Consider the following 21,762-nt stretch of genomic DNA (forward strand, 5'->3'; position numbering starts at 1 on the left):
TGAGTGGGTGAGCCGGTTTCGTGATGAGTTGTGGCAGGTCGTCGGCGGTGTGTACGACCAGATCCTGGCCCACCCGTTCCTGTCGGGGCTGACCGACGGATCCCTGCCGCGCGAGGCGTTCCGCCACTACGTGGTGCAGGAGGCACACTTCCTGCCCGACTACGCCAGGGCGCTGGCGGCGTGCGCGGCGCGTTCGCCCGAGCCGTCCGGTGTGCAGCGGTTCGCCCGCGACGCCGCCATGACCGTCGAGGTCGAGCACAGCCTCGTGGTGGAGCTGCTGGCCGCGTTCGGGCTGGACGAGGCCGACGCGCGCAAGACGCCCGCCGGGCCCACGACGGTCGGCTACACCTCGTACCTGGTGCGCACGTGCTCGCTGGGGACGTTCCCCGAGGCGCTGGGCGCCATCGTGCCCTGCTACTGGATCTACGCCCGGGTCGGCGAGACCCTGCTCGGCCGGTCCTCTCCCGACCCGCTCTACGCCTGGTGGATCGACACCTACGGCGGCGAGGGCTACCAGGAGACCGTGGCCGGGGTGCTCGACCTGCTCGACGGGCTCGCGCCGGACGGCGAGGAGCGGCTGCGGCTGCTCGACCGCGCCCTCACCACGGCCCGCTACGAGTGGATGTTCTGGGACGCGGCCTGGCGCCGGGAAGGCTGGCCATGCGGCTGAGGGACCTCCTCCAGGCCGACCAGCTGGCCCTGAAGGTGCTGACCGGGCACGACCTGCTCGACCGGCGCGTACGCGGTGTCGCGACGACCGACCTGCCCGACCCTGCCATGTTCGTCAAGACGGGCGAGCTGGTGCTGACCGAGCTGACCTGGCACACCGGCCCGGTCTCCTCCCGCGACTTCGTCACCAGCCTCGGGGACGTGGCGGCGCTGGTCGCGGGCACCGCGCTCAAGGTTCCGCCCGCCGACCTCATCGACGCCTGCGCCGAGGCCGGGCTGCCGCTGCTCACCCTGCCGGTGGACGTGCCGTTCAGCCAGGTCACCGAGCACGTGCTGCGGGCGCTGATCGCCGAGCTGGGCACCCCGCCGCGGCCCGCGTACGCCGCCCGCAGGCGCCTGGCCAGCACCCTGGTCGACGGCGGCAGCCTCACCAAGCTCGTCACGGCGGTGGCGGGCGAGCTCGACGTGCCCTGCTGGGTGCTCTCGCCGACGGGCCGGGTGATCGTCGGCTCCCAGCCGCTCGGCGCACCGGCCCGGCTGCGGCTGGCGCACACGTTCCTGACCGCGCGTTTCCTGCCGGGGATGGTGACCCAGGAGGACGGCACGACGCTGTCGGTGTTCCCGGTCGGCAAGGGGGCGCCGCACCGGATCGCCAACTGGTTCCTGGCCTACGCGGGCGAGCAGGTGCAGGGGGAGAACGAGGACCTGATCGTCGAGCTGGCCGCGCTCGTGGCGCTGGAGCGCTCGCGGCTGGAGGCGGCGCAGCGGATCGAGCGGCGGGTGCTCGACCAGCTCCTGACGCTGCTGGAGTCGGGGGACGCGGCGCTGCCGGGCGTGGTCTCGCGCCTGCACACGCTGCACGTGGAGACCGAGCACGGCCTGCTGGCCGTCGCCCTGTCGGCGCGGCTGGACGGCGGCGCCGACGAGGTCGCCGTGCCCGTGCTGGACGAGCTGCTGCGGCCGCTCGCGCCCGGCATCGTCACGGCCACCGGCGCGGCCGAGGCGGTCGCGCTCGTCCCGCTGGCGGGCAACACGGCCGAGGAGCTGACCGCTCACGTGCTCAGGGGCGCGCGCACCCTGGAGGCGGGGCTCGGCCAGGGCCGCATCACGCTCGGGCTGAGCAGCGTGACGACCGGCCCGGCGGCGCTGAGCAGCCTCATCGAGGAGGCCAGGCACGCGCTCACGCTGGCCGCGCTGAGCGGCGACCGGGTCAGCGTGATCACCGGCGACGACGTCAGCTCCCACCGCACCCTGCTGGCGGCCATCCCGGGGGAGCTGCGCCGGGCGTTCCGGTCACGGCTGCTGGGGCGGCTGGAGTCGTACGACGCGGCCAACCAGACGGACCTGCTGGAGACGTTGCAGGCGTACCTGGAGGAGTCGGGCTCCTTGGTGGCCACCGCCGAACGCCTGCACGTGCACGTCAACACCCTGCGCTACCGGCTGCGCCGGATCGAGGAGCTGACCGGCAGGTCGCTGAACTCCTGGGACGAGCGGGTCGACTTCCTGCTGGCGCTCAGGATGCGCTGAGGCGGGCCTGTACCTCGTCCACGCTGGGGTTGACCAGGGCGGAGCCGTCCGGGAAGACGACCGTGGGGATCAGCCAGGAGCCGCCGTTCAGCTCGGCGATGAGGTCCACGGCGCCGGGGGTCTCGTCCACGTCGAGCTCGGTGTACGGGATGCCGGCGCGGGAGAGCTGCGCCTTCAGCCGGTGGCAGTGGCCGCACCAGGGAGCGCTGTACACGGTGATCATGTATTTCCGATCCGTTGGGTGGGTTTGACGGGTGGCGCGAGCGCCGAATACTCTCATGTGCCAACTGGAGTTTACCGGTAGACACTGCAGCTAGGCGGGTTAACCGGTCGTGTGAAAGTAGGGTCCCCCGGTGACCGATCTGCCTATTTCCCGGCGTTCTGTCCTGCGGTCCGCCGCCTTCGCGGGGGCGCTCGCCGTGCTGCCCGGCCTGTTGTCGGCCTGTGGTTCGTCCGAGCCCGCCGGCACAGGCACGGGCACGGGCGCCAAGAAGAGCCTCGACGTGCTGCGGGTCGCCCTGCCCTCCTCCATCGGCTCGCTGGACGCGGCCAAGGAGGCGGGCATCATGAACTACGTCGTCGCCCTGCTGGTGCAGGAGTCCCTGGTCGGCGTCGGCCCGGACGGCAGCCTCCAGCCGTCCCTGGCCGAGTCCTGGGCCAGGAAGGACGCCACCACCTACGTCTACAAGCTGCGCGGCGGCGTGACCTTCTCCGACGGCAGCCCGCTGACCGCCGCCGACGTGGTCGCCAGCCTGAACCTGCACGCGAAGAAGGGCTCGACCACCGCCTTCGCCTACGCCTACGCCAACGTGGACTCGATCGAGGCGACCGGCGACGCCGAGGTGACGATCAAGCTCAAGAGCCCCGACGCGGCGTTCGCGTGGGTGCCCACGCCCGGCACGCTGCTGGTGACCAGCGAGAAGTTCATCCAGGCCACCGGCGAGCGCATCGGCACGCCGGAGGGCAAGCTGCTGGGGACGGGGCCGTACAAGGTGGCCGAGTTCGCCCCCGACTCGCACGTCACGCTGGAGCGCAACGACTCCTACCGGGGTGGCAAGCCCGCCTTCCGGCAGATCAGGATCGACTTCATCCCCGAGGAGTCCACCCGGCTGCTGGCCATGCGCGGCGACAACGTGGACGTCGCGCTCAACGTCCCCGCCGAGCAGATCGACCAGTGGAAGGCGGTGCCCGGCGCCCAGGTGCTGACCGCGGGCGACCGTTCGCTGGTCACGCTGGCCTTCAACACGGCCAAGAAGCCCTGGGACGACGTCCACGTGCGCCGGGCCGTCGCCCACGCCGTGGACCGGGAGGGCATCGTCAAGAGCGTGCTGCGCGGCCACGGCAAGGTCGCCACCGCCGTCCCGGACCCGGCCCAGTGGGGCGGCGTGCTGGACGAGGCCGCGGTCACCGCCCTGTACGCGTCCATCCCCCAGTACGGCTTCGACCTGGCCCAGGCCAAGGCCGAGCTGGCGAAGTCGGCCACGCCGCAGGGGTTCGCCGACACGCTCACGTACCCCAGCAGCGGCCCGCAGCTCGGCCGGGCGGCGCTCACCCTGGCCGAGAACCTCAAGACCATCGGCATCACGCTGGAGGTCAAGGAGGTGCCGCTCGAACAGTGGATCGCCGACCTCGGCAAGCACGCCTCCGGGATCTACCTCGGCTGGTACTTCGCCACCACCGGCGACCCCGCCGAGTACATCCAGCAGCTCCTGCACGGCGGCGCCGTCGGCGAGAACGGCACCAACATCGCCGAGTACGACAACGCCGAGGTGACCGGCCTGCTGGACCAGGCCAAGGCGGGCACCGACGACGCCGCCCGGGGCAAACTGCTCGGCCAGGCGCTGGTCAGGGCGGCGGCGGACGTGCCGTACCAGCCGTTGTGGTGGGGTGAGGCGGCCACCGCGTTCGGCAAGGCGGTCGCCGCCGAGGGCTTCGGCCCCTACTTCTTCGTCGGCCCGTGGGCGACGAAGGTGGCCGCACGCTGATGACCGACCCCACCGACGCGCGCCCGGCCGCGCCCCGGCCGACCGACCCCCTCGACGCCCGGCAGGCTGCGTCCCGAACGACCGACCCCCTCGACGTGCACCAGGCGCTGGCCGGGGTGCGGTATCCCGAGTCGGTGTCGCTGCACCCCGACGGCGACCGCGTCGCCTGCGTGATCGACGGCGTCGCGCACGTCGTCACGCTCGACGGCGTCCTGGAGGCCGTGGGCGACTGCCAGGGCCCGGTCCGGTGGCTCCCCGACGGACGGTTGCTGCGCACGCCGTCCCCGTCGGAGCTGGCCGTCGAGGGCTGGCGGGCCCGCGTGGACGGCGAGATCGAGGACCTGATCCCCGGCGAGGACGGCACCGTCCTGGTCCGGCTGGCCGACCCCGGCAGCGACCGCGACGGCAGCCACCTGGGCCTGCGCGTGCCCGACGAGTCCGACCCGTTCGTGCTCACGCCGGGCGGACGGCTGCGCCGCCTGGCCTGGTTCGAGCTCGGCGACGACCGTCCGCACGAGATCGTGCTGCCCGGCCTGACCGTGTGGGACGCCGACTGGCGCGACCGCCGCGCCCTCGCGGTGACCTCGGAGGACGAGACCCCCGCCGGCTACTACCGGCCCCGGCTCGACCTGGTCGAGGACGGCGAGGTGCGGACGTTGCACCGCACGTCCTGGCAGCTCAGCCGGCCCCGGCTGGCCCCGGGCGGGCGGACGGCCGTGGTGGTCGAGGGGCTGTCGATCGTCTCGGGCCGCGTCCTGCGCGCCGACCTGGTCACGGGGGAGGTGGCGTACCTGGGCGAGCTGGACGACGTCACCGACCTCGGCTGGCTGGACGACCAGACGCTCTGGTTCACCGGCTGGTCGGGCACCGGCGTCCACGGCGGGGTGCTCGACGCCGCCGACGGCCGCGTGCTGAGCCGCTGGACGGCCCGCGGGACGCTGGGCGGCCGCGACGGCCAGCCCTCGTTGTCCGTGGACCGCGCCGGCATCGTGGCCGCGGCCTGCTGGGAGAGCCCTGAGCTGCCCCCCGAGGTCGCCGTGGCCGTCCTCGGGGAGGGCGAGTGGCGTCCGGTCACCGCGCTCAACGCCGGGCTGGCCGAACTGGCGGTCCACCAGGAGGAGACCACCTGGACGGGCCGCGACGGCCTCCCGGTCAGCGGCCTGCTCCTCACCACCCCTGAGCACGGAGACACCACCCCTGAGCACGGAGCCGGGCCCAGGCCGTTGGTCGTCATGGTGCACGGCGGGCCCACCTGGTTGTGGTCCAGCTCGTTCGCCCCCGCCGAGTCCAACCAGCTGGCCGTGCCGCTCGCGCACGCCGGCGCCGCCGTCCTGCTGCCGAACCCGAGGGGCAGCAGCGGCCGCGGCCAGGACTACGCCCGCGCGGTCATCGGCCAGGCCGGCGAGGCGGACCTCGACGACGTGCTGGCCGGCGTGGACCACCTGGTCGCCACCGGCGTCGCCGACCCGGACCGCGTCGCGATCATGGGCCTGAGCTACGGCGGCTACCTGACCGCCTGGGCCGTCACCCGCACGGACCGTTTCCGCGCCGCCGTCGTCATGTCCGGCGTGAGTGACTGGCTGAGCTTCTCGACCGCCAGCAACCTCGCGGGCGGCTTCGACCCGCTCTACCACGCCGGGGCCGACCCGGCCACCGCCGAGGGACGCGAGCGCCTGGCCGCCCGCTCACCCGTCCACCACGCCGCCAAGGCCGCCACCCCGACCCTGATCCTGCACGGCGAGCGCGACCGCACCACCCCTCCGGGACAGGCGGAACAGCTCTATCGTGCCTGGTCGGCGGCGGGCGTGAGCACTCAACTGGTCCTCTACCCTCGGGAGGGTCACGAGCTGGTCGAGCCCGCCCACCGCAGGGACGCGGCACAGCGCGTGATCGGCTGGCTGACCGGGGGCGGGGTGTTGTGATGGGCTGGGCCGGGTTCCTGCTGCGCAGGTCCGCGGGCACCGCCGCCGTCGTGCTGCTGCTGTCGGCGGGCGTGTTCGGCCTGCTCTACCTGGCCCCGGGCGACATCCAGCAGACCCTGCTCGGCACCCGTCCGGCCACCGCCGAGACGATCGCCGCCCTGCGCGCCCGCTACCACCTCGACGACCCCGTCGCCGTCCAGTACCTGCGCTGGCTCGGCGGCGTGCTCGGCGGCGACCTCGGCACCTCCATCAGGACCGGGCAGCCCGTCGCCGACATGCTCGGCGAACGCCTGCCGCGCACGCTCGTCCTGACCGGCTACGGCACGCTCCTGGCCGCGCTGATCGGCCTGCCGCTGGGCGTGCTGGGCGCGCTGCGCAAGGGCCGGGCCAGCGACCGCCTGGTGGTGACCGCCGGAGTGGTGGGGCTGAGCGCGCCGCCGTTCGCGGTCGGCCTGCTGCTGCTCGTGGTGTTCGCGCTGGGGCTCGGCTGGTTCCCCGTCTACGGCACGGGGGAGGGGTTCGCGAGCGAGCTGTGGCACCTGACGCTGCCCGCCGTCGCGCTCGCGGCGGGGGCGGCCGGGATGTTGCTCCGCTTCAGCAGGGCCGCGCTCGTGCGCGAGCTCGACCAGGACTACGTGGTCTTCGCCCGCGCCCGCGGCCTGAGCGCGCCCGTCGTGCTCGGCTACGCCATGCGCAACTCGCTGGTGCCCGTCCTGACCGCGGCCGGGCTCGTCGTCACCGGCATGCTCGCCGGGACCGTGCTGGTGGAGGTCACGTTCGCGCTGCCGGGGCTGGGGTCGCTGCTGGTCGACTCGGTCACGTTCAAGGACGTGCCGGTGGTGCAGGCGCTCGCGCTGCTGCTCACCTTGCTGATCGCCGCCGTCAACCTGCTGGTGGACGTCGCCTACTCGGTGGCCGACCCCCGCGTACGGCTCGGCGGGGGTGCGTCATGACCGCGCCGGGCCGCACGCGGAGGCGGGCCCTCGTCCCCCGGTTCCCGCTCGCGGTGCCGCTGGCCCTGGCCGTGCTCGTGCTCGTCGTGGCCGCCGCCGCGTTCGCCCCCTGGCTGGTCCCCGGCGCCACCGCCCAGGACCTGATGACCGGCATCTCCATGCCGGGCCCCGGCCACCCGCTCGGCACCGACGACCTCGGCCGCGACGTGCTGAGCCTGCTGGTCGCGGGCGCGCGCACCGCCGTGCCGGGGGCGTTCGCCGTGGCGGCCGGATCCATGCTGATCGGCAACCTGCTCGGCCTGGCCGCCGGCTACTTCGGCGGCTGGACGGACACCCTGGTCATGCGCTGGGCCGACCTGATGTTCTCGCTGCCCGCGCTGCTGGTCGCCATCGTCGTGGCGGGCGTGCTCGGCGGCGGCTACGGCCTGGCCGTCGCCGTGCTGGTCGTGCTGTTCGCGCCCACCGACACGCGGGTGGTGCGCGGCGCGGTCCTGGAGCAGCGGCACCGGCCCTACGTCGAGGCGGCGCTGCTCAAGAACCTGTCGTCCTGGCGGATCATGACCCGGCACATCTGGCCGAACATCGTGCCCGTCAGCCTGGCCTCGGCCTTCCTGAACTTCGCCTTCGCCCTGGTGTCGCTGTCGTCGTTGTCGTTCCTCGGGCTGGGCGTGCCCGCCGGCTCGCCCGACTGGGGGCGCACGCTGGCCGACAACCGCACCCAGCTCCTGGCCAACCCGTGGGCGGTCATCGCGCCCGGCCTGGCGGTGATCGTCACCGCAGCGGCGCTCAACCTGGTGGGCGACTGGCTGCACGAACGCTTCGAGCGGAGGGCGCGGTGACCATGCTGCGGGTCGCGGACCTGACCGTACGGCAGCCGGACACCGGCCGTACGCTGCTGTCGCAGGTGTCCTTCGAGGTCGCGGCCGGTGAGTCGGTGGCGATCGTGGGCGAGTCCGGCTCGGGCAAGTCGCTGACCGTGCGGGCGCTGCTCGGGCTGCTGCCCGCCGGCCTGGAGTCCACCGGCCTGGTCGAGATCGACGGGCGGCGGGTCGACGACGACTCCAAGGCCAGGCGACGGCAGCGCGGCGGCACGGTCTCGCTGCTCATGCAGGACCCGTTCACGCTGCTCAACCCGCTGCGCCGGGCCGGGAAGCAGATCGCCGACGGCCTGCCCGAGGGCGCCGACCCTAAGACCGAGGTGCCGAGGCTGCTGGCCGAGGTGGGGCTGCCCGGCGAGGTGGCCGGACGGTACCCGTTCCAGCTCTCGGGCGGCATGCGGCAGCGGGTGGGCCTGGCCTGCGCGCTGGCCGCCGCGCCGCGCATCCTGCTGGCCGACGAGCCGACCACCGCCCTCGACGCCACCACGCAGCGGGAGGTCCTCGCCCTCATCCGCCGCATCCAGCGCGAACGGGACATGACGTTCCTGCTCATCACCCACGACCTGCGCCTGGCCTTCTCGATGTGCGACCGGGTCGTGGTCATGTACGCGGGCCGGGTCATGGAGGTCGGGCGGGCCGCCGAGCTGCGGCAGGAGCAGCGGCATCCGTACACGCGGGCGCTGCTGGCCGCCGAGCCGCCCGCCGACCGGCGGCTGCCGGTCATCCCGTCCGTGCCGGGCTCGGTGCCGGCCCACGACGCGGTCGCCGGGCGTTGCGGGTTCGCCGACCGGTGCGCGTACGCGGTGGAGGAGTGCCGGACGGGCGTGCCCGGCCTGGTCGCCGTGCCGGGCGGGCAGGCGCGCCTGTCGGCCTGCGTACGGGCCGCCGCGCTGCCCGCCGCGCCGCCGCCCCCGCAGGGCGTGCCGTCGCCGCCGCGCACCGCCGCCAAGCCCCTGCTGGAGGTCGCGGGCCTGCGCAAGACCTACGCGGGCGGGTCGCGTCCGGCCCTGGCGGGCGTGGACCTGACCGTGGCGCCGGGCGAGGTCGTGGCCGTCGTCGGCGAGTCTGGGTCGGGCAAGACCACGCTGGCCCGCTGCGTCACCGGCCTGGAACGCCCCGACGCGGGCGTCATCACCCTCGACGGGCTCGACTGCTCCGACCACGCCCGCATGTCCCGCCAGGCCGTGCGCCAGGCCCGCCGGACCACGCAGATGATCTTCCAGGACCCGTACTCGACGCTCAACCCGGCGCGTACCGTCGGGGCGACGCTCAAGGAGGCCCTCGCCGCCGAGGGACGCCCCACGGACGTCGGCGCGCTGCTGCGCCTGGTGGGCCTCGACCCCGCACTCGCCCGCAAGCGCCCGGCCGGCCTGTCGGGCGGCGAGCGGCAGCGCGTGGCCATCGCCCGCGCCGTGGCCGGCGAGCCCCGCCTGCTGGTCTGCGACGAGCCCGTCTCCGCCCTGGACGTCTCCGTGCAGGCGCAGGTGCTCACCCTGCTCGCCGGGCTCAGGGAACGCCTGGGCATGGGCCTGCTGTTCATCACCCACGACCTGGCCGTCGTCCGCCAGCTCGCCGACCGCCTGTACGTGCTGCGGGCCGGCGAGTGCGTCGAGACCGGCGACGTGGACCGGGTGCTGGACGCCCCCGCGCACCCCTACACCCGCGAACTGCTGGCCAGCGTGCCCGACGGAAGCAGCCGCTGGCCCGGCTAGTCGTAGGAGATCAGCGTGAGCACCCGGCAGCCGCGCTCGCCGGTGGCGTAGACGTGGTCGACCTCGGCCCCGAACCGGACGGCGTCACCCTCGGCCAGCCGCACCGACCACGTGTCGCTCTCGACCGTCACCTCGCCGGACACCACGTAGGCGTGCTCCACGGACCCGTGCCCGTGGGCGCTCCTGGCGCTGCGCGTCAGCGGCGGCAGATCGCCCTCGGCCAGCTCGAACCGCCGCCGGTCGGCCGTGGCGAACAGGCTGCGCACGGTCGTGTCGCCCACGGTGACCGGCATGCCCTCGCCCCTGCGCAGCACCTCGGGCTCGGGCAGGTGGGTGCGGGTCAGCTCGGCGAACGTCAGCTCCAGCGCCGCCGCCAGCCGCGTCAGCACCTCGATCGTCGGATTGGCCACCCCGCGCTCGATCTGCGAGATCAGCGCCTTGCTCACCCCGGTCAGCTCGGCCAGCTCGCGGACGCTGAACCCGCGGGCCAGCCGTGTGCCGCGCAGGTTGCCGGCCAGCGCGCCGCGCACCCCGGCGGCCTGCCCGTTGGTCAACGCGAGTTCCTGCCGCACGTGGTGAGTCCTTCCTGTCCCGGCGTCCACCCCCATCATGCCCTGCGCGTCAGGCCACCTTGTCCAGGAAGCCGGACACCGCGGAGACGAACGCGGCCGGGTCGTCCACCCATGGGAAGTGCCCGGCGCCGGGCAGCGTCACCGGGGTGGCGTCGCGGAACAGGGCGGCGAAGGCCGGCGCGGACAGGCGGCAGGGGTGGGCGTCCAGGTCGCCGGTCAGCAGCAGCGCCGGCGCGTCCAGCGTGTCCAGCCCGGCCCTGACCTCCTCGGGCGTCACCGGGGACGGCGCGTAGAAGCCGTCCGCCGCGGCCTCGGCGCACTCCTCCTCGGCACCGGCCGCGTGCGAGGCCGTCTGCTCGGTCCAGGGGCCGTAGAAGAAGCGGTGGCGTTCCACGCCCTCGTCGGCCAGGAAGGCGGCCAGGGCGGCGGGGTGCCACGGCTCGTCCTGGCGCAGGTCCAGACCGGCCTGCCAGTCCTCCTCCGTCGGCGGGAGGCCCACGGCGACCGACGAGGGCGTGACCAGGCACAGGGATCTCACGCGGGCCGGATGCAGCCCGGCGTACCGGACGGCCACGTTCGCGCCCGCCGAGTGGGCCAGCAGGTCCATCCGGGCCAGTCCCAGATGCTCCCGCAGCGCCTCGACGTCCTCGGCCAGCCGGTCCCACCGGTACGTCCCGGGGTCGGCCGGGATCGCCGAGTCGCCGGTGCCCCGGCCGTCCAGCAGAATCAGCCGCCGGGGCAGGCCGCCGAGGTCGCCGAGGTAGCGGGAGGCGCGGCCCGGGCCGCCAGGCAGGCACACCAGCGGCTCGCCCGTCCCGTGTACGTGGTAGGCCAGCTCGGTCCCGTCGTGCGCGAGAAAGGAGGGCATGCGGTGATTATGCCGGGTGTCCCTGGTCGCCGGGAGGCGGCGGATCGTCGAACCGGGGCCGCTGCGGCGGGCCGCCGCTCACCGACCGCACGATCGTCGCCGCGACGTGGTGCACCTTGAGGTTGCGGTCCTGGGAGACGTTGCGCAGGATCTCGAACGCCTGGTGCGCGGTGCAGCGGCGCTGCGCCATGACGATCCCGAGGGCCTGGTCGATGACCGGGCGCGTGCCGAGTGCCTCCTTGAGCTGCGCCGCCACCTCCCGCGTGCGGGCCGCGTCGATCGCCACGTCGAACAGCACGCCGACCAGCGCGGCGCCCACCTCGGCCGCCGCGTGCGTGCGGGCGGCGAAGCCGTTTACGCCGGCCGAGTAGAGGTTCAGCGTGCCCAGCAGCCGTCCCTGGGAGATCAGCGGCTCGGCGTGCAGGCTGCGGACCCCGTGCGGCACCGGGCAGAAGGCTCCCCAGCGGGTCTCGTCGGCCGCGAGACCGGCCGCCGTGACCGGACGGCCGGTCTCGATCGCGTCGAAGCTCGGCCCCCGCCCGGCCGACGACTGCAGGCCGTCGAGCACCCTGGCGCGGGCATGCGCGCACGCCGCCGAGCGGATGCCACGCTCGGTGCACAACGTCACGCTGACCAGCGGAGAGTCGGGCATCGCGCGGGCGGCGACGACGACACTCCGTGCCAGCGCCCGTTCGAACTCGTCGACTCCGGCCGGAACAGCGGTCCTGTTCAACAAATCCCTCGCGCTTGGCTGCGGCTCACGCCTGCGACCAGACAGCCTGCCCCTCCAGCGGGGTTCTAAGCCCGCCCCGCCGGGGGATTTTGTCAGGCGAGGTAGCCGTCGATCTCGGCCAGGTAGGCGTCCTTCAGGTGGCGCGGCAGCCAGGTGATCTCGAACGCGTTGCGCTCCAGCTGGGCCAGCTCCTCCCGGGTCAGCTGCAGCTCGCCCTGCAACGCCACCAGGTTCTCACTCACGTACCCGTCGAAGTACGCCGGGTCGTCGGAGTTGACCGTCACCCGCACGCCGAGCTCCATGAGCTTGCGGATGCCCTCGGACTTCATGGAGTCGGTGACGTACCCGTTGGAGATCGGGCAGCAGGTCAGGCCGATGCCGCGGGCCAGCACCAGGTCGACCAGCCGCTGGTCCTCCAGGATGTTGACGCCGTGGTCGACGCGGTCGACGCCGATCTCCTCGATCGCCTGGCGGATGTGCTCGATCGAGTTGTCCTGGTCGACGTCGCAGTGCATGGTCAGCAGGTAGCCCTCCTGCCGGGCCCGCTCGTACACGGCGGCGAACTTGGCCGGCGGGTTGCCCTTCTCGTCGGAGTCCAGGCCGATGCCGACGATCCACTCCTTGTACGGCAGCGACTCCAGCAGGGTCGCCATCGCGTACTCGGCCTGGAAGTCGCGCAGGAAGCACATGATGAGCTGGGCCCGCACCCCGAGCTGCCGGTCGGCGTCGATCAGCGCCCGCCGCAGGCCCCGGATCACCACGTCGAACGGCACCCCGCGCGAGGTGTGCGCCTGCGGGTCGAAGAAGATCTCGGCGTAGCGCACGTTCTGCTCGGCGGCCTTGCGCAGGTAGGCCATGGCCAGATCATAGAAGTCGGGCTCGGTGCGCAGCACCTGCATGCCCTCGTAGTAGACCTTGAGGAAGGACGGCAGGTCGTCGAAGGAGTAGGCGGCCCGCATCTCCTCGACCGAGGCGTAGGGCAGCGCGAGACCGTTCCGGCGGGCCAGGTCGAACTTGAGCTCGGGCTCCAGCGTGCCCTCGATGTGCAGGTGCAGCTCGCACTTGGGCAGCCCGGCGATGAAGTCCTTCATGATCAAACCTCCGTGAGGATGGGGTCGACGACCTCGAGCCGTACGCAGTCGACCAGCCCGAGGTCGGTGACGGCGTAGTCGGGGATCGCGGTGATCGACAGGAAGAACAGGTACATCAGCGGCGCCGGCAGCGTGCAGCCCAGCTCGCGGGCCAGGTCGTCCAGCCGCTCCTCCAGCACCGCCATCTCGGCGGCGGGCAGGTCGGAGACGATGCCGCCGACCGGCAGCGGCAGCAGCGCCCGCACCTCGCCGTCCACCACCACGGCCTGGCCGCCGCCCTGCTCGGCGACGGTGTTGACGGCCAGCGCCATGTCCTCGCGGGAGGCGCCCACGCAGATGATGTTGTTGTCGTCGGGGGCGGCGCTGGTGGCGATCGCGCCGGCCCGCAGGCCCATGCCGCTGACCATGGCGACCGGCTTGTTGCCGGTCTTGCCGTAGCGCTCGACGACCGTGACGAGCAGGGCGTCCTGCTCCACGGACGGCTCCACGACGCCGTCGGCCACCGGCAGCGTCACGTCACGCCGCCGGCGGACGAAGACCTGCTCGGTGAACCCCAGGGTCAGCACGGTCGCCTGGTCGCCCTCGGCCCGCAGCACCAGGTCGTCGGCGGTGACCGGCTCGATCGGGAACGGCCGCACCGGGCCGCGCTCGGGGGCGGGCGTCGGCGTGACCATCCGGCCGTCCCTGGCGGCGGGCACGCCCTTGGCGATCACCTCGCGGACCCGGAAGTCCTCCAGCGAGTCCACGATCAGCACGTCCGCGAACCGGCCAGGGGACAGGCTGCCCACCAGGTGGTCGATGCGGTACATCTCCGCGCAGTTCACCGTGGCCATCTGGATCGCCGTCACCGGGTCGACCCCCGCCGCGATCGCCATCCGGACGAGCTTGTCCATGTGCCCGCCCGCCAGCACGTCGGCGGCGTGCACGTCGTCGGTGCAGAACGCCAGCCTGCGGGAGCCGGCCAGGGCCACGGCCTTGATGTTCTCGTCGAGGAAGTGGGCGACGGACGACTCGCGGATGATGCCGTACATGCCGCGGCGCAGCTTCTCCAGCATCTCCTCGTGCGAGTACGACTCGTGGTCCAGCCGCACCCCGGCGGCCGCCAGCCCGCTGATCCGGCGCGGGTCGGACAGCGGCGCGCAGCCGAACACCGGCAGCCGCCGCTCCCGGGCCAGGTCGAGGGCCTCCATGACGGCGGGATCGGAGTGTTCCACCATCTCCTGGACGGTCTCCCAGATACCCACACATTCCGGCCATTCGTGGGCGATCCTGTGCTCAGCCGGGCCGAACGGGTGCCCGACGGTCGACTCCGGCACGGTGTAGGGCGCCTTGGCGGGTGCACCCCACCAGATTCGCATGCCGGTCGCCGCCGACTCGTCCAGGAAACGCCGTACGCCCGGCAGTCCCTCGGCCACGAGGATCTGGTCCAGCCCCGACACCACGCTCGTCGTGCCGAACGGCACCACCAGGTCGGCGAAGCTGGTGACCGACAGCTTGCTGCACTCGATGTGCAGGTGCCCGTCGATCAGGCCGGGCACCAGGTAACCGCCCTGGGCATCGATGACCTCGGTGTCCGGGCCGCGCTCCAGCACCGGCTCGACGGCGGCGATCCGGCCGCCCACGATGCCGATCTCGGCCGGATAGAGCTCGCCGGTCAGCACGTTGACGAGCGTGCCGCCCGTGATGATCGTGTCCGCGGGCCGCCGCCCGTACGCCACGTCCAGCAGGTCGCGGTCCATCATGCCTCCACAGTCCGTACGGCGGGCCGGGGCACGAGCAGCGCGTACGCCGCGCCCGCCACCAGGAAGCCCGCGAAGATGCTGAAGTCGCTGCCGCCGGTCGCCTCCGACAGCGGCCCGACGAAGACGGCCGAGTTGATCCACAGGGCCGCCGCCACCATGCCCAGGACCTGCGCGATGATCGCCGGCCACCGGACCTGGCCGGGCGCCTGCTCGTCGAACAGCGCCTCGGCGTCGTAGCGTCCCCTCCTGCGCAGCCAGTCGGTGAGGTAGACCCCGGCCCAGGGCGCCAGCCAGATGATCAGCAGCGCGAGGAAGTTGTTGAGCATGGTGTTGAAGTTGTTCGAGGTCACCGCCACGAACGTGATGATCACGCAGAGCACGAGGTCGCCCACGACCGCCACCCAGCGCTTGACCTTGATCCCGGCCGCCTGCAGGTTCAGCCCCGAGGAGTACAGGTCGGTGGTGTTGACCGCGAACAGCGACACGATCGCCAGCAGCAGGTACGGCACCACGAACCACTGCGGCAGCGCGCTCGGCAGCCCCGAGATCGGGTCGGTGTTGTCCTTGACCACGGTCGCCACGGCCGCCCCGAGCGTCATCAGCAGCACGTACGGGACGAACCCGCCGAGGGCCGCGTAGCCGAAGACCGCCTTCTTGGAGGAGTTCGCCGGCAGGTAGCGGGAGTAGTCGCCGCCCAGCGGCCCCCATGACAGCCCGCCCGCCGACATGATCATCGCGATCGCCATCGTGAACGTGGCGAAGTCCGCCGACCCGCCGCCGCCACCGAGCTGCACCTTGGGCGCGATCAGGATCGCCATCAGGCCGAACAGCACGACGAACACCCAGGTGAAGTACTTCTGCGCCTTCATCACCGCGGCGTGCCCGATCAGCGGCAGCACGAGCTGGATCGCCGCGGCCACCAGGATGACCACGATCTTGAGGCCGAGCCCCTGGTCGCTCACCCCGGCCTGCTCCAGCAGCGACAGCGCCGCGAACGTGATGAGCACCATGCCGCCGGCCTCGAAGCCCACCATGTTCAGCCAGCCGAAGAAGCTGAGCGCACGGGCGCCCTTGGGGCCGTAGGCGGCCCTGGAGACCGCCATGGTGGAGGTGCCGGTGGCCGGGCCCTGCAGGCTGGTCAGGCCGACCAGCGGGAAGGACAACAGGTTGCCGATGACGATCGCGATGACCGCCTGCGTGAAGCTGAGCTGGAACGCCGCCACGATGGTGATGCCGTAGACGAGGGTGAAGATGCCCATCGTCGTCCCGGACCAGAGGAAAAGCAGGTCACGCGGGCGGCCGTACCTTTCGCCGGCCGAGACCAGTTCGATCCCGCGTTGTTCCATGGCCCCTCCTGAGGGTCGCTGGTGTGTGCGCACACAGTGAACCGTAGGGGGATGACCTGGTGATTTATCCAGACATACGAGCGTACCGGGGGGTAGTTGTGCCCTGGCTACAAAGTGATCGCCAAGCCGACCGCGAACAGCAGCCCGTACGCCATCTGGAGCTTGCCCGTCTGCTGCAGGACCGCGATCAGCGCCGGCCCGACCGCCTTGCCCAGCACGGTCCTGATCGGGGTGACCGCGAGCGGCGCGGCCAGCGCCGCGAGCGCCGCCCACGGCGTGACCGCGATCATCGCCAGCGCCACGACGAACGGCACCACCTGGCACAACACGTACAGCGCCCGGGTGCGCTCGGCGCCCAGCACCACGGCCAGGGTGCGCTTGCCCGACGTGCCGTCCGTCTGGACGTCGCGCAGGTTGTTGACCACCAGCATCGAGCACGACAGCAGGCCCACCGGGATCGAGGCGAGGAAGGCCGTCCAGCTCAGCTGCTCGGTCTGCACGTACGCGGTGCCCATGACCGGGACCACGCCGAAGAACACGAAGACGGCCAGCTCACCGAGCCCGCGGTAGCCGTAGGGACGCTTGCCGCCGGTGTAGAACCAGGCCGCCGCGATGCACGCGACCCCCACCAGCAGGATCCACCACGCCCGCGTCACGACCACCAGCACGAGCCCGAGCACCGCCGCGACCGCGAAGCAGCCCAGCGCCGCCGTCAGCACCTGCCGGGGCGTCGCCGCCCGCGAGCCCACGAGCCGCATCGGGCCGACGCGCTGGTCGTCGGTGCCGCGGATGCCGTCGCTGTAGTCGTTGGCGTAGTTGACGCCGATCTGCAGGGACAGCGCCACGAGCAGTGCCAGGACCGCGCGCCACCAGACGAATCCGCCGTCGCCGACCGCCACGCCCGTACCGACCATGACGGGGACTACGGCGTTGGGAAGGGTGCGCGGGCGCGCGCCCGCGATCCACTGACCGGGGGTAGCCATGCTGTCGAACCTCTAGCTGATATCCGTGGTGAGCCTGACCATGCGGATCGGACGGCCCATGTCGAGGACGCGTTCGGCCATGTCCTCGCCCCAGCCGGCCGACTCCAGGAAGCCGAGCACCGCGTAGTTGTCGGCGAACACCCAGGTGACGATCTGGCGGAAGCCGTCCTCACGCAGGTAGTCGACGGTGGCGTTGAGCAGGCGGCTGCCGTGGCCGCGGCGGACGAAGTCGGGGTCGACCAGCAGCGTCAGCATCTCGGCGACCCTGCTGGGATCCAGGTCGGGATCCTCGGCGGGGGCATGCGAGGCCAGCCCCACCACGCGCTCGCCGCCGCGCGGGGTCGTCAGCGCCGCGCTGCCGCCCGCGCCCAGGGCGGGGAAGCCCTCGGTGTCGAGGATGGTCTCCACCGCGACCAGCACCCGGTGCGTGGGGCTGGGCGGGGCGACGATCGCCTCGTCCCACTGGCGCAGCCACATCTTCTCGGCCGCCGGCCCCGTCATCTGCTCGAGTGGGCCTTCCGGGAGGAACTCCCGATATCCGTAGCGCCAGGCGCGGATCTGAGTATTCGCAACCTGAAGAACATCCTCGCGCCGGGCCGCCCGGACGCCTACGTCTGCCATCTCGGCCCGCTCCTTCGCCTGCCGTTCGTGCCACAAGGCACGAGTTACACCGTATCGGTGTTTGAGCCTTGGAGACGACGCGAACCCCGCTTCCTCGCCCGGTAAGCGCGTGTCTTGGTGCGGTCAGCGCATACCCGCATCGAACACCATGAGCGCGAACGATTCCCGGACGTGTCGATGAACGCCCGCTGACATGTTCCCACCCGCCCTGCTCCCGCACAGATCTTGAGCCGCTCCCAAGCGACGTCGACCACCGCGACGGCCTCGGCCCGACCGGCGTGGCGCGGTCATCGGCCCGCCCGCCCCCGGCCCCGCACTGCATCGAGTGTCCAATCACTGGACCTGCGAGTCCAGCGCCCGTCCGAGTCTTCGCACCCCCTCGGTCAGGCCCTGCAGGTTGGCGGCGGCCATGTGCGTCACCCTGATCCGCGGGCCCGGCGGCTCCGACGGGTAGTACATGCGCCCCGGGCTCACCAACGTCCCGTGCCGCCTGGCCGCCTCGACCAGCGCGTTCTCGTCCACCTCCGGAGGCAGCCGCAGCCACAGGTGCAGACCGCCGATCGGCATCAGATGCACCTCCGCCCCCGGGACGTGGGCCGCCAGCGCCGCCGCGAGCGCGTCCCGCCTGGCGGCGATCTCGGCATGGACGGCGCCCAGATGCCTGCCCCAGGCCGACGAGCCCACGAACTCCAGCGCCGTCTCCTGCAACAGCCGCGCCACGAAGAACGACTCGACCAGCTGGGCGGCCCGCAGCCGGTGCGCGGCCGGCCCACGGGCCACGACCGCCGCCACCCTCAGGCTGGGGGAAAGGATCTTGGTCAGCGAGCCCACGTTGACGACGGTGCCGTGCGCGTCCATGGAGGCCAGCGACGGGGGAGCGGCGGGGGTCAGGTAGCGGGCGTAGTCGTCCTCGATCACGAACGCCCCCGCCGCCCTGGCCACCTCCAGCACCTGCGCACGCCGGTCCGGGGGCAACGTCGCGCCCGTGGGATTGTGCAGGGTGGGCTGGCAGAAGAACACCCGCGCGCCGGTGACGGCGAACGCCTCGGCCAGCAGGTCCGGCCGTACGCCGTCACGGTCCATCGGCACGGCCGTGGCCCGCAGCCCGGCCGCCTTGGCCGCCGCCAGCGCTCCCGGGTAGGTGGGAGTCTCGACCAGCACCGGCGTGCCGGGGGCCGCCAGCGCCCTCAACGCGTGCGTCAGCGCCGCCTGGCCGCCGCTGACGATCAGCGCGTCCGCCGCCGTCACGTCACCCCCGGCCTGCCGGGCGAACCAGCCGCGCAGCTCGTGCAGGCCGTTGAGCGGCGGCACGGCCCACACGTCCGGACGGCGTGCCGCCCGCGCGGCCGCCGCCGCGAGCTGCCTGTCCGGTCTCAGCTCAGGGTTCAGGTAGCCGCCGGTCAGCGGCACGACCTCCTCGGGCGGCTGGGCGAGCAGCGCCGCCACCGGCCCGTCGTCCACGACCCGGTCGCCGAGGGCGACCGTCTGCCAGGACAGGTCCACGGGATCCTGCCCGCGGACGGCCTGGCGTGGCGCCACGAACGCGCCACTGCCCGGACGCGACACCACCCGCCCTTCGGCGGCGAGCTGGCCGATGGCGCGCGAGACCGTCACGGGGCTGACGTTGTGCCGCCGCATGATCTCCCGGCTGGACGGAAGCCGCGCACCAGGCCCCAGCCGGGCAGCCTCTTCGCGCAGTATCGCAGCAATCTGAGCAATACTGCTATCGTTGGACATGAAAGACAAGGATAGCGCTATCGCCCACCCCGCAGTAGCACTCCCACCCCCCACCCCCGAAGAGACCATCACCGCACCTCACGGCACCACCCCCTCCAAGGGCACCGCCAGCGCGCCCGCGCCCCCTCCTACGACCCCTGGGAGGATCAGCGCCGCATCTCGGCCCGCCACCTCCGAAAGGGCCGCCGGCGCGCCCGCGCCCACTCCCCGCCCTCCCGACGGGACCAGCGCCTCGTCTCGCGACACCGTCAGAGGGACCGGCAGTTCGCGCACGCACCCTCCCACCACCCTCGCGGGGACCGTCGCCGCATCCGGCGGCACCCTCAGAGGCAACGCGCCCGCATCTCTTGCCACCACCTCCCAGGGGACCGGTACGTCGAACGGCCCCGATGACCCACACCGCGCCTCCACAGGGACCACCAGCGGGCCCGTCACGCGCGCCCGCCAAGGGACGATCCTGGCCTTCCTGGGCGTCCTGGCCTTCTCCGGCAGCTTCCCCGGCACCGTCTACGCGATGCGCGGCTTCGACCCCTGGCTGGTCGCCATCGGCCGCGCCGCCGTGGCCGGCGTCATCGCGCTGATCTGCCTGAAAGCCGCCCGCATCCCCCTCCTCCCGCCCCGCCCTCACTGGCCCGCGTACGCCGTGATCTCCCTGGGCGTCGTCTTCGGCTTCCCGGTCTTCAGCGGCCTCGCCCTCGACCTGGGCGCCAGCACCTCCCACGCCGCCGTGGTCATCGCCCTGCTCCCCGCCGCCACCGCCGCCTGCGCCGTCGTACGGGCAGGCGAACGCCCCCGCCCCCTGTTCTGGGCCGCCTGCGCCGCCGGCGCCGCCGCGATCCTCGCGTTCACCCTCACCCGGGGCCAGGACGGCGCCGCCTGGCCCGACCTGCTCCTGGTCGGCGCCCTCCTGTCAGCCGCGCTCGGCTACACCGAAGGCGGCCGCCTGACCAGGACGACCCCCGGCTGGCAGGTGATCAGCCACGCCCTCGTCCTCTCCCTCCCCGTGACCGCCGTGATCAGCGCGATCCTGGTCGTCACCACCCCCGTCGCGCCGACCGCCCCCGCCCTCGCCGGCTTCGCGTACGTGGCCCTGATCTCGATGTTCCTCGGCTTCATCCCCTGGTACGCCGGCCTCGCCAGGGGCGGCATCGCCAGAGCCGGCCAGACCCAGCTGGCCCAGCCGCTGCTGACCCTCGTCTGGGCCTGGGTCCTGATGGGCGAACGTTTCGGCCCGGCCACCGTGGCCGCCGCGCTCGCCGTCCTGGCCTGTGTCGCCGTCACGCAACGCACCCGCGCGTAGGACGGACCTGGCAGGACGACGTACGCGCCGGGTCGCGGCGATGCTTGCATGGCGTGACGCCCCCACGCAGGATGGGAGAGGAGGTGTCACAACCATGGCGGACCTCACGATCCCGGAGGGCGGCTTCTGGCCCGCGCCGGAGATCCCGCAGCCCAACATCTACCCGATGGAATGGCGCGTGGAGACGGAGAAACTCGCGGCCATCTACGAGAAGTCCAAGCGCAAACTCTGGAACCCGGCCGACCTCCCGTGGGACGGCCTGAAACCAGAGGACTTCACCCGCGAACAGCGCCTGGGCATCATGTACTGGTTCGCCGTCCTCGCCAATTTCGACGCCTCGGGCCCGGCCGTCTTCGCCCGCGCCACCATCCAGGCTTTCGAGAAACACGAGGAAGACCCGGTCAGGAAGTGCTTCTTCTCCATCACCCGCGACGAGATGAACCACGAGGAGTGCTGCCAGCGCACCATCGCCCGGCTGTGGCCCGGCGGCCCGCTCAGCTGGACCCCCGAAGACGATCTCGAAAGGGCCGCACACAACAACATCGGGTGGCTCTACCACAACGGCGGCCGCTACTGGAACGGCTACACCAGCGCCGTCGGGAGATACTCGCTCCCGGTCCTGTTCACCAGTTTCATGATGGGCGAGATGGCCGCGTCCACGCTGTTCAGGGGCATGGCCACGGGCACCCGGCATCCGGTGTTCGGCGAGATGTTCCACCGCATCGGCCTCGACGAGTCCCGCCATCTGCAAATCTGCATGACCATTCTGGAGAACGAATGGCCGGGCCTGACCGACGAGACCCGCGGCCTCATCACCCGCCAGCTCCGAGCCGGTTTCGTCTTCCTCTCCATGATTCTCTGGGAGCCTCCGGAAGGTTTCTGGGAACTGCCGCCGTACTTCCTCGACAATCACCGCGTCCTCATGGACCACGCGAGGGAGGCGGGCCTGGGCGTGCTCTCGTACGAGGAGCAGAAGGAGAACTGGCGCGTGGCCATGGCGAAGGTCCGCGCGATCGTCGAACGGTGGGGCATCGCCTTCCCCGCCATTCCCGAGCTGGACCTGGAAGGCGTCGAGGTGAACTTCATCGACCCGGAGGAGATCATCCCCGTCTTCTAGGATGCG

General features: G+C 72.6%; 20 protein-coding genes. 9 read left to right on the forward strand and 11 right to left on the reverse strand.

All coding sequences use genetic code 11. The annotated features are described in order from the left end of the window. Window positions 1-7 precede the first annotated feature (7 nt). On the forward strand, window positions 8-670 hold the full coding sequence (locus tag AB0J97_RS28980; protein ID WP_364094085.1) for a TenA family protein: 663 nt from the start codon (window positions 8-10) through the stop codon (window positions 668-670). Next, window positions 661-2,196, forward strand: coding sequence for a helix-turn-helix domain-containing protein (locus AB0J97_RS28985; RefSeq protein ID WP_364094088.1), 1,536 nt, complete (start codon window positions 661-663; stop codon window positions 2,194-2,196). Before AB0J97_RS28980 ends, AB0J97_RS28985 begins: the two co-directional genes overlap by 10 nt. Here the strand turns inward: AB0J97_RS28985 and AB0J97_RS28990 are convergent. Further along, window positions 2,183-2,419, reverse strand: a complete 237-nt coding sequence (locus tag AB0J97_RS28990; protein WP_357694395.1) for a glutaredoxin domain-containing protein — start codon at window positions 2,417-2,419, stop codon at window positions 2,183-2,185. The genes AB0J97_RS28985 and AB0J97_RS28990 overlap by 14 nt on opposite strands. 130 nt (window positions 2,420-2,549) lie before the next feature. Between AB0J97_RS28990 and AB0J97_RS28995 the strand changes: the two genes are divergently transcribed. Genes AB0J97_RS28995 through AB0J97_RS29015 form a run of 5 tightly spaced genes read left to right on the forward strand, consistent with a single transcriptional unit; the run spans window position 2,550 to window position 9,646 of the window. Beyond that, window positions 2,550-4,181, forward strand: a complete 1,632-nt coding sequence (locus AB0J97_RS28995) for an ABC transporter substrate-binding protein (RefSeq protein ID WP_364094091.1) — start codon at window positions 2,550-2,552, stop codon at window positions 4,179-4,181. After that, entirely contained in the window at window positions 4,181-6,103 is a 1,923-nt protein-coding gene (locus tag AB0J97_RS29000; RefSeq protein WP_364094094.1) for a S9 family peptidase, read from the forward strand. Before AB0J97_RS28995 ends, AB0J97_RS29000 begins: the two co-directional genes overlap by 1 nt. Further along, window positions 6,103-7,056, forward strand: a complete 954-nt coding sequence (locus AB0J97_RS29005; protein ID WP_364094097.1) for an ABC transporter permease — start codon at window positions 6,103-6,105, stop codon at window positions 7,054-7,056. Before AB0J97_RS29000 ends, AB0J97_RS29005 begins: the two co-directional genes overlap by 1 nt. After that, window positions 7,053-7,895 (forward strand): ABC transporter permease, encoded by an 843-nt coding sequence (locus tag AB0J97_RS29010; RefSeq protein ID WP_357694387.1) that lies wholly within the window; start codon window positions 7,053-7,055, stop codon window positions 7,893-7,895. The genes AB0J97_RS29005 and AB0J97_RS29010 overlap by 4 nt, the downstream gene beginning before the upstream one ends. A gap of 2 nt (window positions 7,896-7,897) precedes the next feature. After that, on the forward strand, window positions 7,898-9,646 hold the full coding sequence (locus AB0J97_RS29015) for an ABC transporter ATP-binding protein (protein ID WP_364094293.1): 1,749 nt from the start codon (window positions 7,898-7,900) through the stop codon (window positions 9,644-9,646). Here AB0J97_RS29015 and AB0J97_RS29020 read toward each other — a convergent pair. The 10 genes from AB0J97_RS29020 to AB0J97_RS29065 form a co-directional block, all read right to left on the reverse strand. Then, a complete protein-coding gene (locus AB0J97_RS29020; RefSeq protein WP_357694385.1) occupies window positions 9,643-10,218 on the reverse strand; it encodes an XRE family transcriptional regulator in 576 nt (191 codons plus the stop codon). The genes AB0J97_RS29015 and AB0J97_RS29020 overlap by 4 nt on opposite strands. Before the next feature lie 49 nt (window positions 10,219-10,267). Continuing rightward, complete coding sequence (locus AB0J97_RS29025) at window positions 10,268-11,086, reverse strand: alpha/beta hydrolase (protein WP_364094102.1); 819 nt, start codon at window positions 11,084-11,086, stop codon at window positions 10,268-10,270. A gap of 7 nt (window positions 11,087-11,093) precedes the next feature. After that, window positions 11,094-11,819: a GAF and ANTAR domain-containing protein gene (locus AB0J97_RS29030; RefSeq protein WP_364094104.1), complete on the reverse strand. Its 726-nt coding sequence runs from the start codon at window positions 11,817-11,819 to the stop codon at window positions 11,094-11,096. Window positions 11,820-11,911: 92 nt separating this feature from the next. After that, entirely contained in the window at window positions 11,912-12,910 is a 999-nt protein-coding gene (locus AB0J97_RS29035; protein WP_364094107.1) for an adenosine deaminase, read from the reverse strand. A 2-nt stretch (window positions 12,911-12,912) separates the two neighbouring features. Then, on the reverse strand, window positions 12,913-14,652 hold the full coding sequence (locus AB0J97_RS29040) for an adenine deaminase C-terminal domain-containing protein (protein WP_364094110.1): 1,740 nt from the start codon (window positions 14,650-14,652) through the stop codon (window positions 12,913-12,915). After that, on the reverse strand, window positions 14,649-15,998 hold the full coding sequence (locus AB0J97_RS29045; protein ID WP_357694375.1) for a cytosine permease: 1,350 nt from the start codon (window positions 15,996-15,998) through the stop codon (window positions 14,649-14,651). Before AB0J97_RS29045 ends, AB0J97_RS29040 begins: the two co-directional genes overlap by 4 nt. 107 nt (window positions 15,999-16,105) lie before the next feature. Continuing rightward, window positions 16,106-16,981, reverse strand: coding sequence for a 1,4-dihydroxy-2-naphthoate polyprenyltransferase (locus tag AB0J97_RS29050; RefSeq protein ID WP_357694373.1), 876 nt, complete (start codon window positions 16,979-16,981; stop codon window positions 16,106-16,108). A 12-nt stretch (window positions 16,982-16,993) separates the two neighbouring features. After that, window positions 16,994-17,482 (reverse strand): GNAT family N-acetyltransferase, encoded by a 489-nt coding sequence (locus AB0J97_RS29055; protein ID WP_357694371.1) that lies wholly within the window; start codon window positions 17,480-17,482, stop codon window positions 16,994-16,996. A 164-nt stretch (window positions 17,483-17,646) separates the two neighbouring features. Beyond that, window positions 17,647-17,856, reverse strand: a complete 210-nt coding sequence (locus tag AB0J97_RS29060) for a CGNR zinc finger domain-containing protein (RefSeq protein ID WP_357694369.1) — start codon at window positions 17,854-17,856, stop codon at window positions 17,647-17,649. A 79-nt stretch (window positions 17,857-17,935) separates the two neighbouring features. Beyond that, complete coding sequence (locus tag AB0J97_RS29065) at window positions 17,936-19,339, reverse strand: PLP-dependent aminotransferase family protein (protein ID WP_364094116.1); 1,404 nt, start codon at window positions 19,337-19,339, stop codon at window positions 17,936-17,938. A gap of 457 nt (window positions 19,340-19,796) precedes the next feature. On the opposite strand from AB0J97_RS29065, the gene AB0J97_RS29070 reads away from it, so the two are divergent. Together AB0J97_RS29070 and AB0J97_RS29075 are read left to right on the forward strand one after the other, a co-directional pair. Then, window positions 19,797-20,639: a DMT family transporter gene (locus AB0J97_RS29070; protein ID WP_364094297.1), complete on the forward strand. Its 843-nt coding sequence runs from the start codon at window positions 19,797-19,799 to the stop codon at window positions 20,637-20,639. 94 nt (window positions 20,640-20,733) lie between these two features. Next, window positions 20,734-21,756: a hypothetical protein gene (locus AB0J97_RS29075; protein WP_364094119.1), complete on the forward strand. Its 1,023-nt coding sequence runs from the start codon at window positions 20,734-20,736 to the stop codon at window positions 21,754-21,756. The last annotated feature ends 6 nt before the right edge of the window (window positions 21,757-21,762 follow it).

Origin of the sequence: Nonomuraea sp. NPDC049607, assembly GCF_040675375.1 — a bacterium.
Classification (GTDB): domain Bacteria; phylum Actinomycetota; class Actinomycetes; order Streptosporangiales; family Streptosporangiaceae; genus Nonomuraea.

Bases quoted from the DNA above. Each gene is read 5' to 3' on its own strand.
- AB0J97_RS29055 (WP_357694371.1), bottom strand. From the start codon at position 17,482: ATGACGGGGCCGGCGGCCGAGAAGATGTGGCTGCGCCAGTGGGACGAG.
- AB0J97_RS29035 (WP_364094107.1), bottom strand. From the start codon at position 12,910: ATGAAGGACTTCATCGCCGGGCTGCCCAAGTGCGAGCTGCACCTGCAC.
- AB0J97_RS29000 (WP_364094094.1), top strand. From the start codon at position 4,181: ATGACCGACCCCACCGACGCGCGCCCGGCCGCGCCCCGGCCGACCGAC.
- AB0J97_RS29005 (WP_364094097.1), top strand. From the start codon at position 6,103: ATGGGCTGGGCCGGGTTCCTGCTGCGCAGGTCCGCGGGCACCGCCGCC.
- AB0J97_RS29045 (WP_357694375.1), bottom strand. From the start codon at position 15,998: ATGGAACAACGCGGGATCGAACTGGTCTCGGCCGGCGAAAGGTACGGC.
- AB0J97_RS28985 (WP_364094088.1), top strand. From the start codon at position 661: ATGCGGCTGAGGGACCTCCTCCAGGCCGACCAGCTGGCCCTGAAGGTG.
- AB0J97_RS29040 (WP_364094110.1), bottom strand. From the start codon at position 14,652: ATGATGGACCGCGACCTGCTGGACGTGGCGTACGGGCGGCGGCCCGCG.
- AB0J97_RS29015 (WP_364094293.1), top strand. From the start codon at position 7,898: ATGCTGCGGGTCGCGGACCTGACCGTACGGCAGCCGGACACCGGCCGT.
- AB0J97_RS28990 (WP_357694395.1), bottom strand. From the start codon at position 2,419: ATGATCACCGTGTACAGCGCTCCCTGGTGCGGCCACTGCCACCGGCTG.
- AB0J97_RS29010 (WP_357694387.1), top strand. From the start codon at position 7,053: ATGACCGCGCCGGGCCGCACGCGGAGGCGGGCCCTCGTCCCCCGGTTC.
- AB0J97_RS29025 (WP_364094102.1), bottom strand. From the start codon at position 11,086: ATGCCCTCCTTTCTCGCGCACGACGGGACCGAGCTGGCCTACCACGTA.
- AB0J97_RS29050 (WP_357694373.1), bottom strand. From the start codon at position 16,981: ATGGCTACCCCCGGTCAGTGGATCGCGGGCGCGCGCCCGCGCACCCTT.
- AB0J97_RS29075 (WP_364094119.1), top strand. From the start codon at position 20,734: ATGGCGGACCTCACGATCCCGGAGGGCGGCTTCTGGCCCGCGCCGGAG.
- AB0J97_RS29065 (WP_364094116.1), bottom strand. From the start codon at position 19,339: ATGTCCAACGATAGCAGTATTGCTCAGATTGCTGCGATACTGCGCGAA.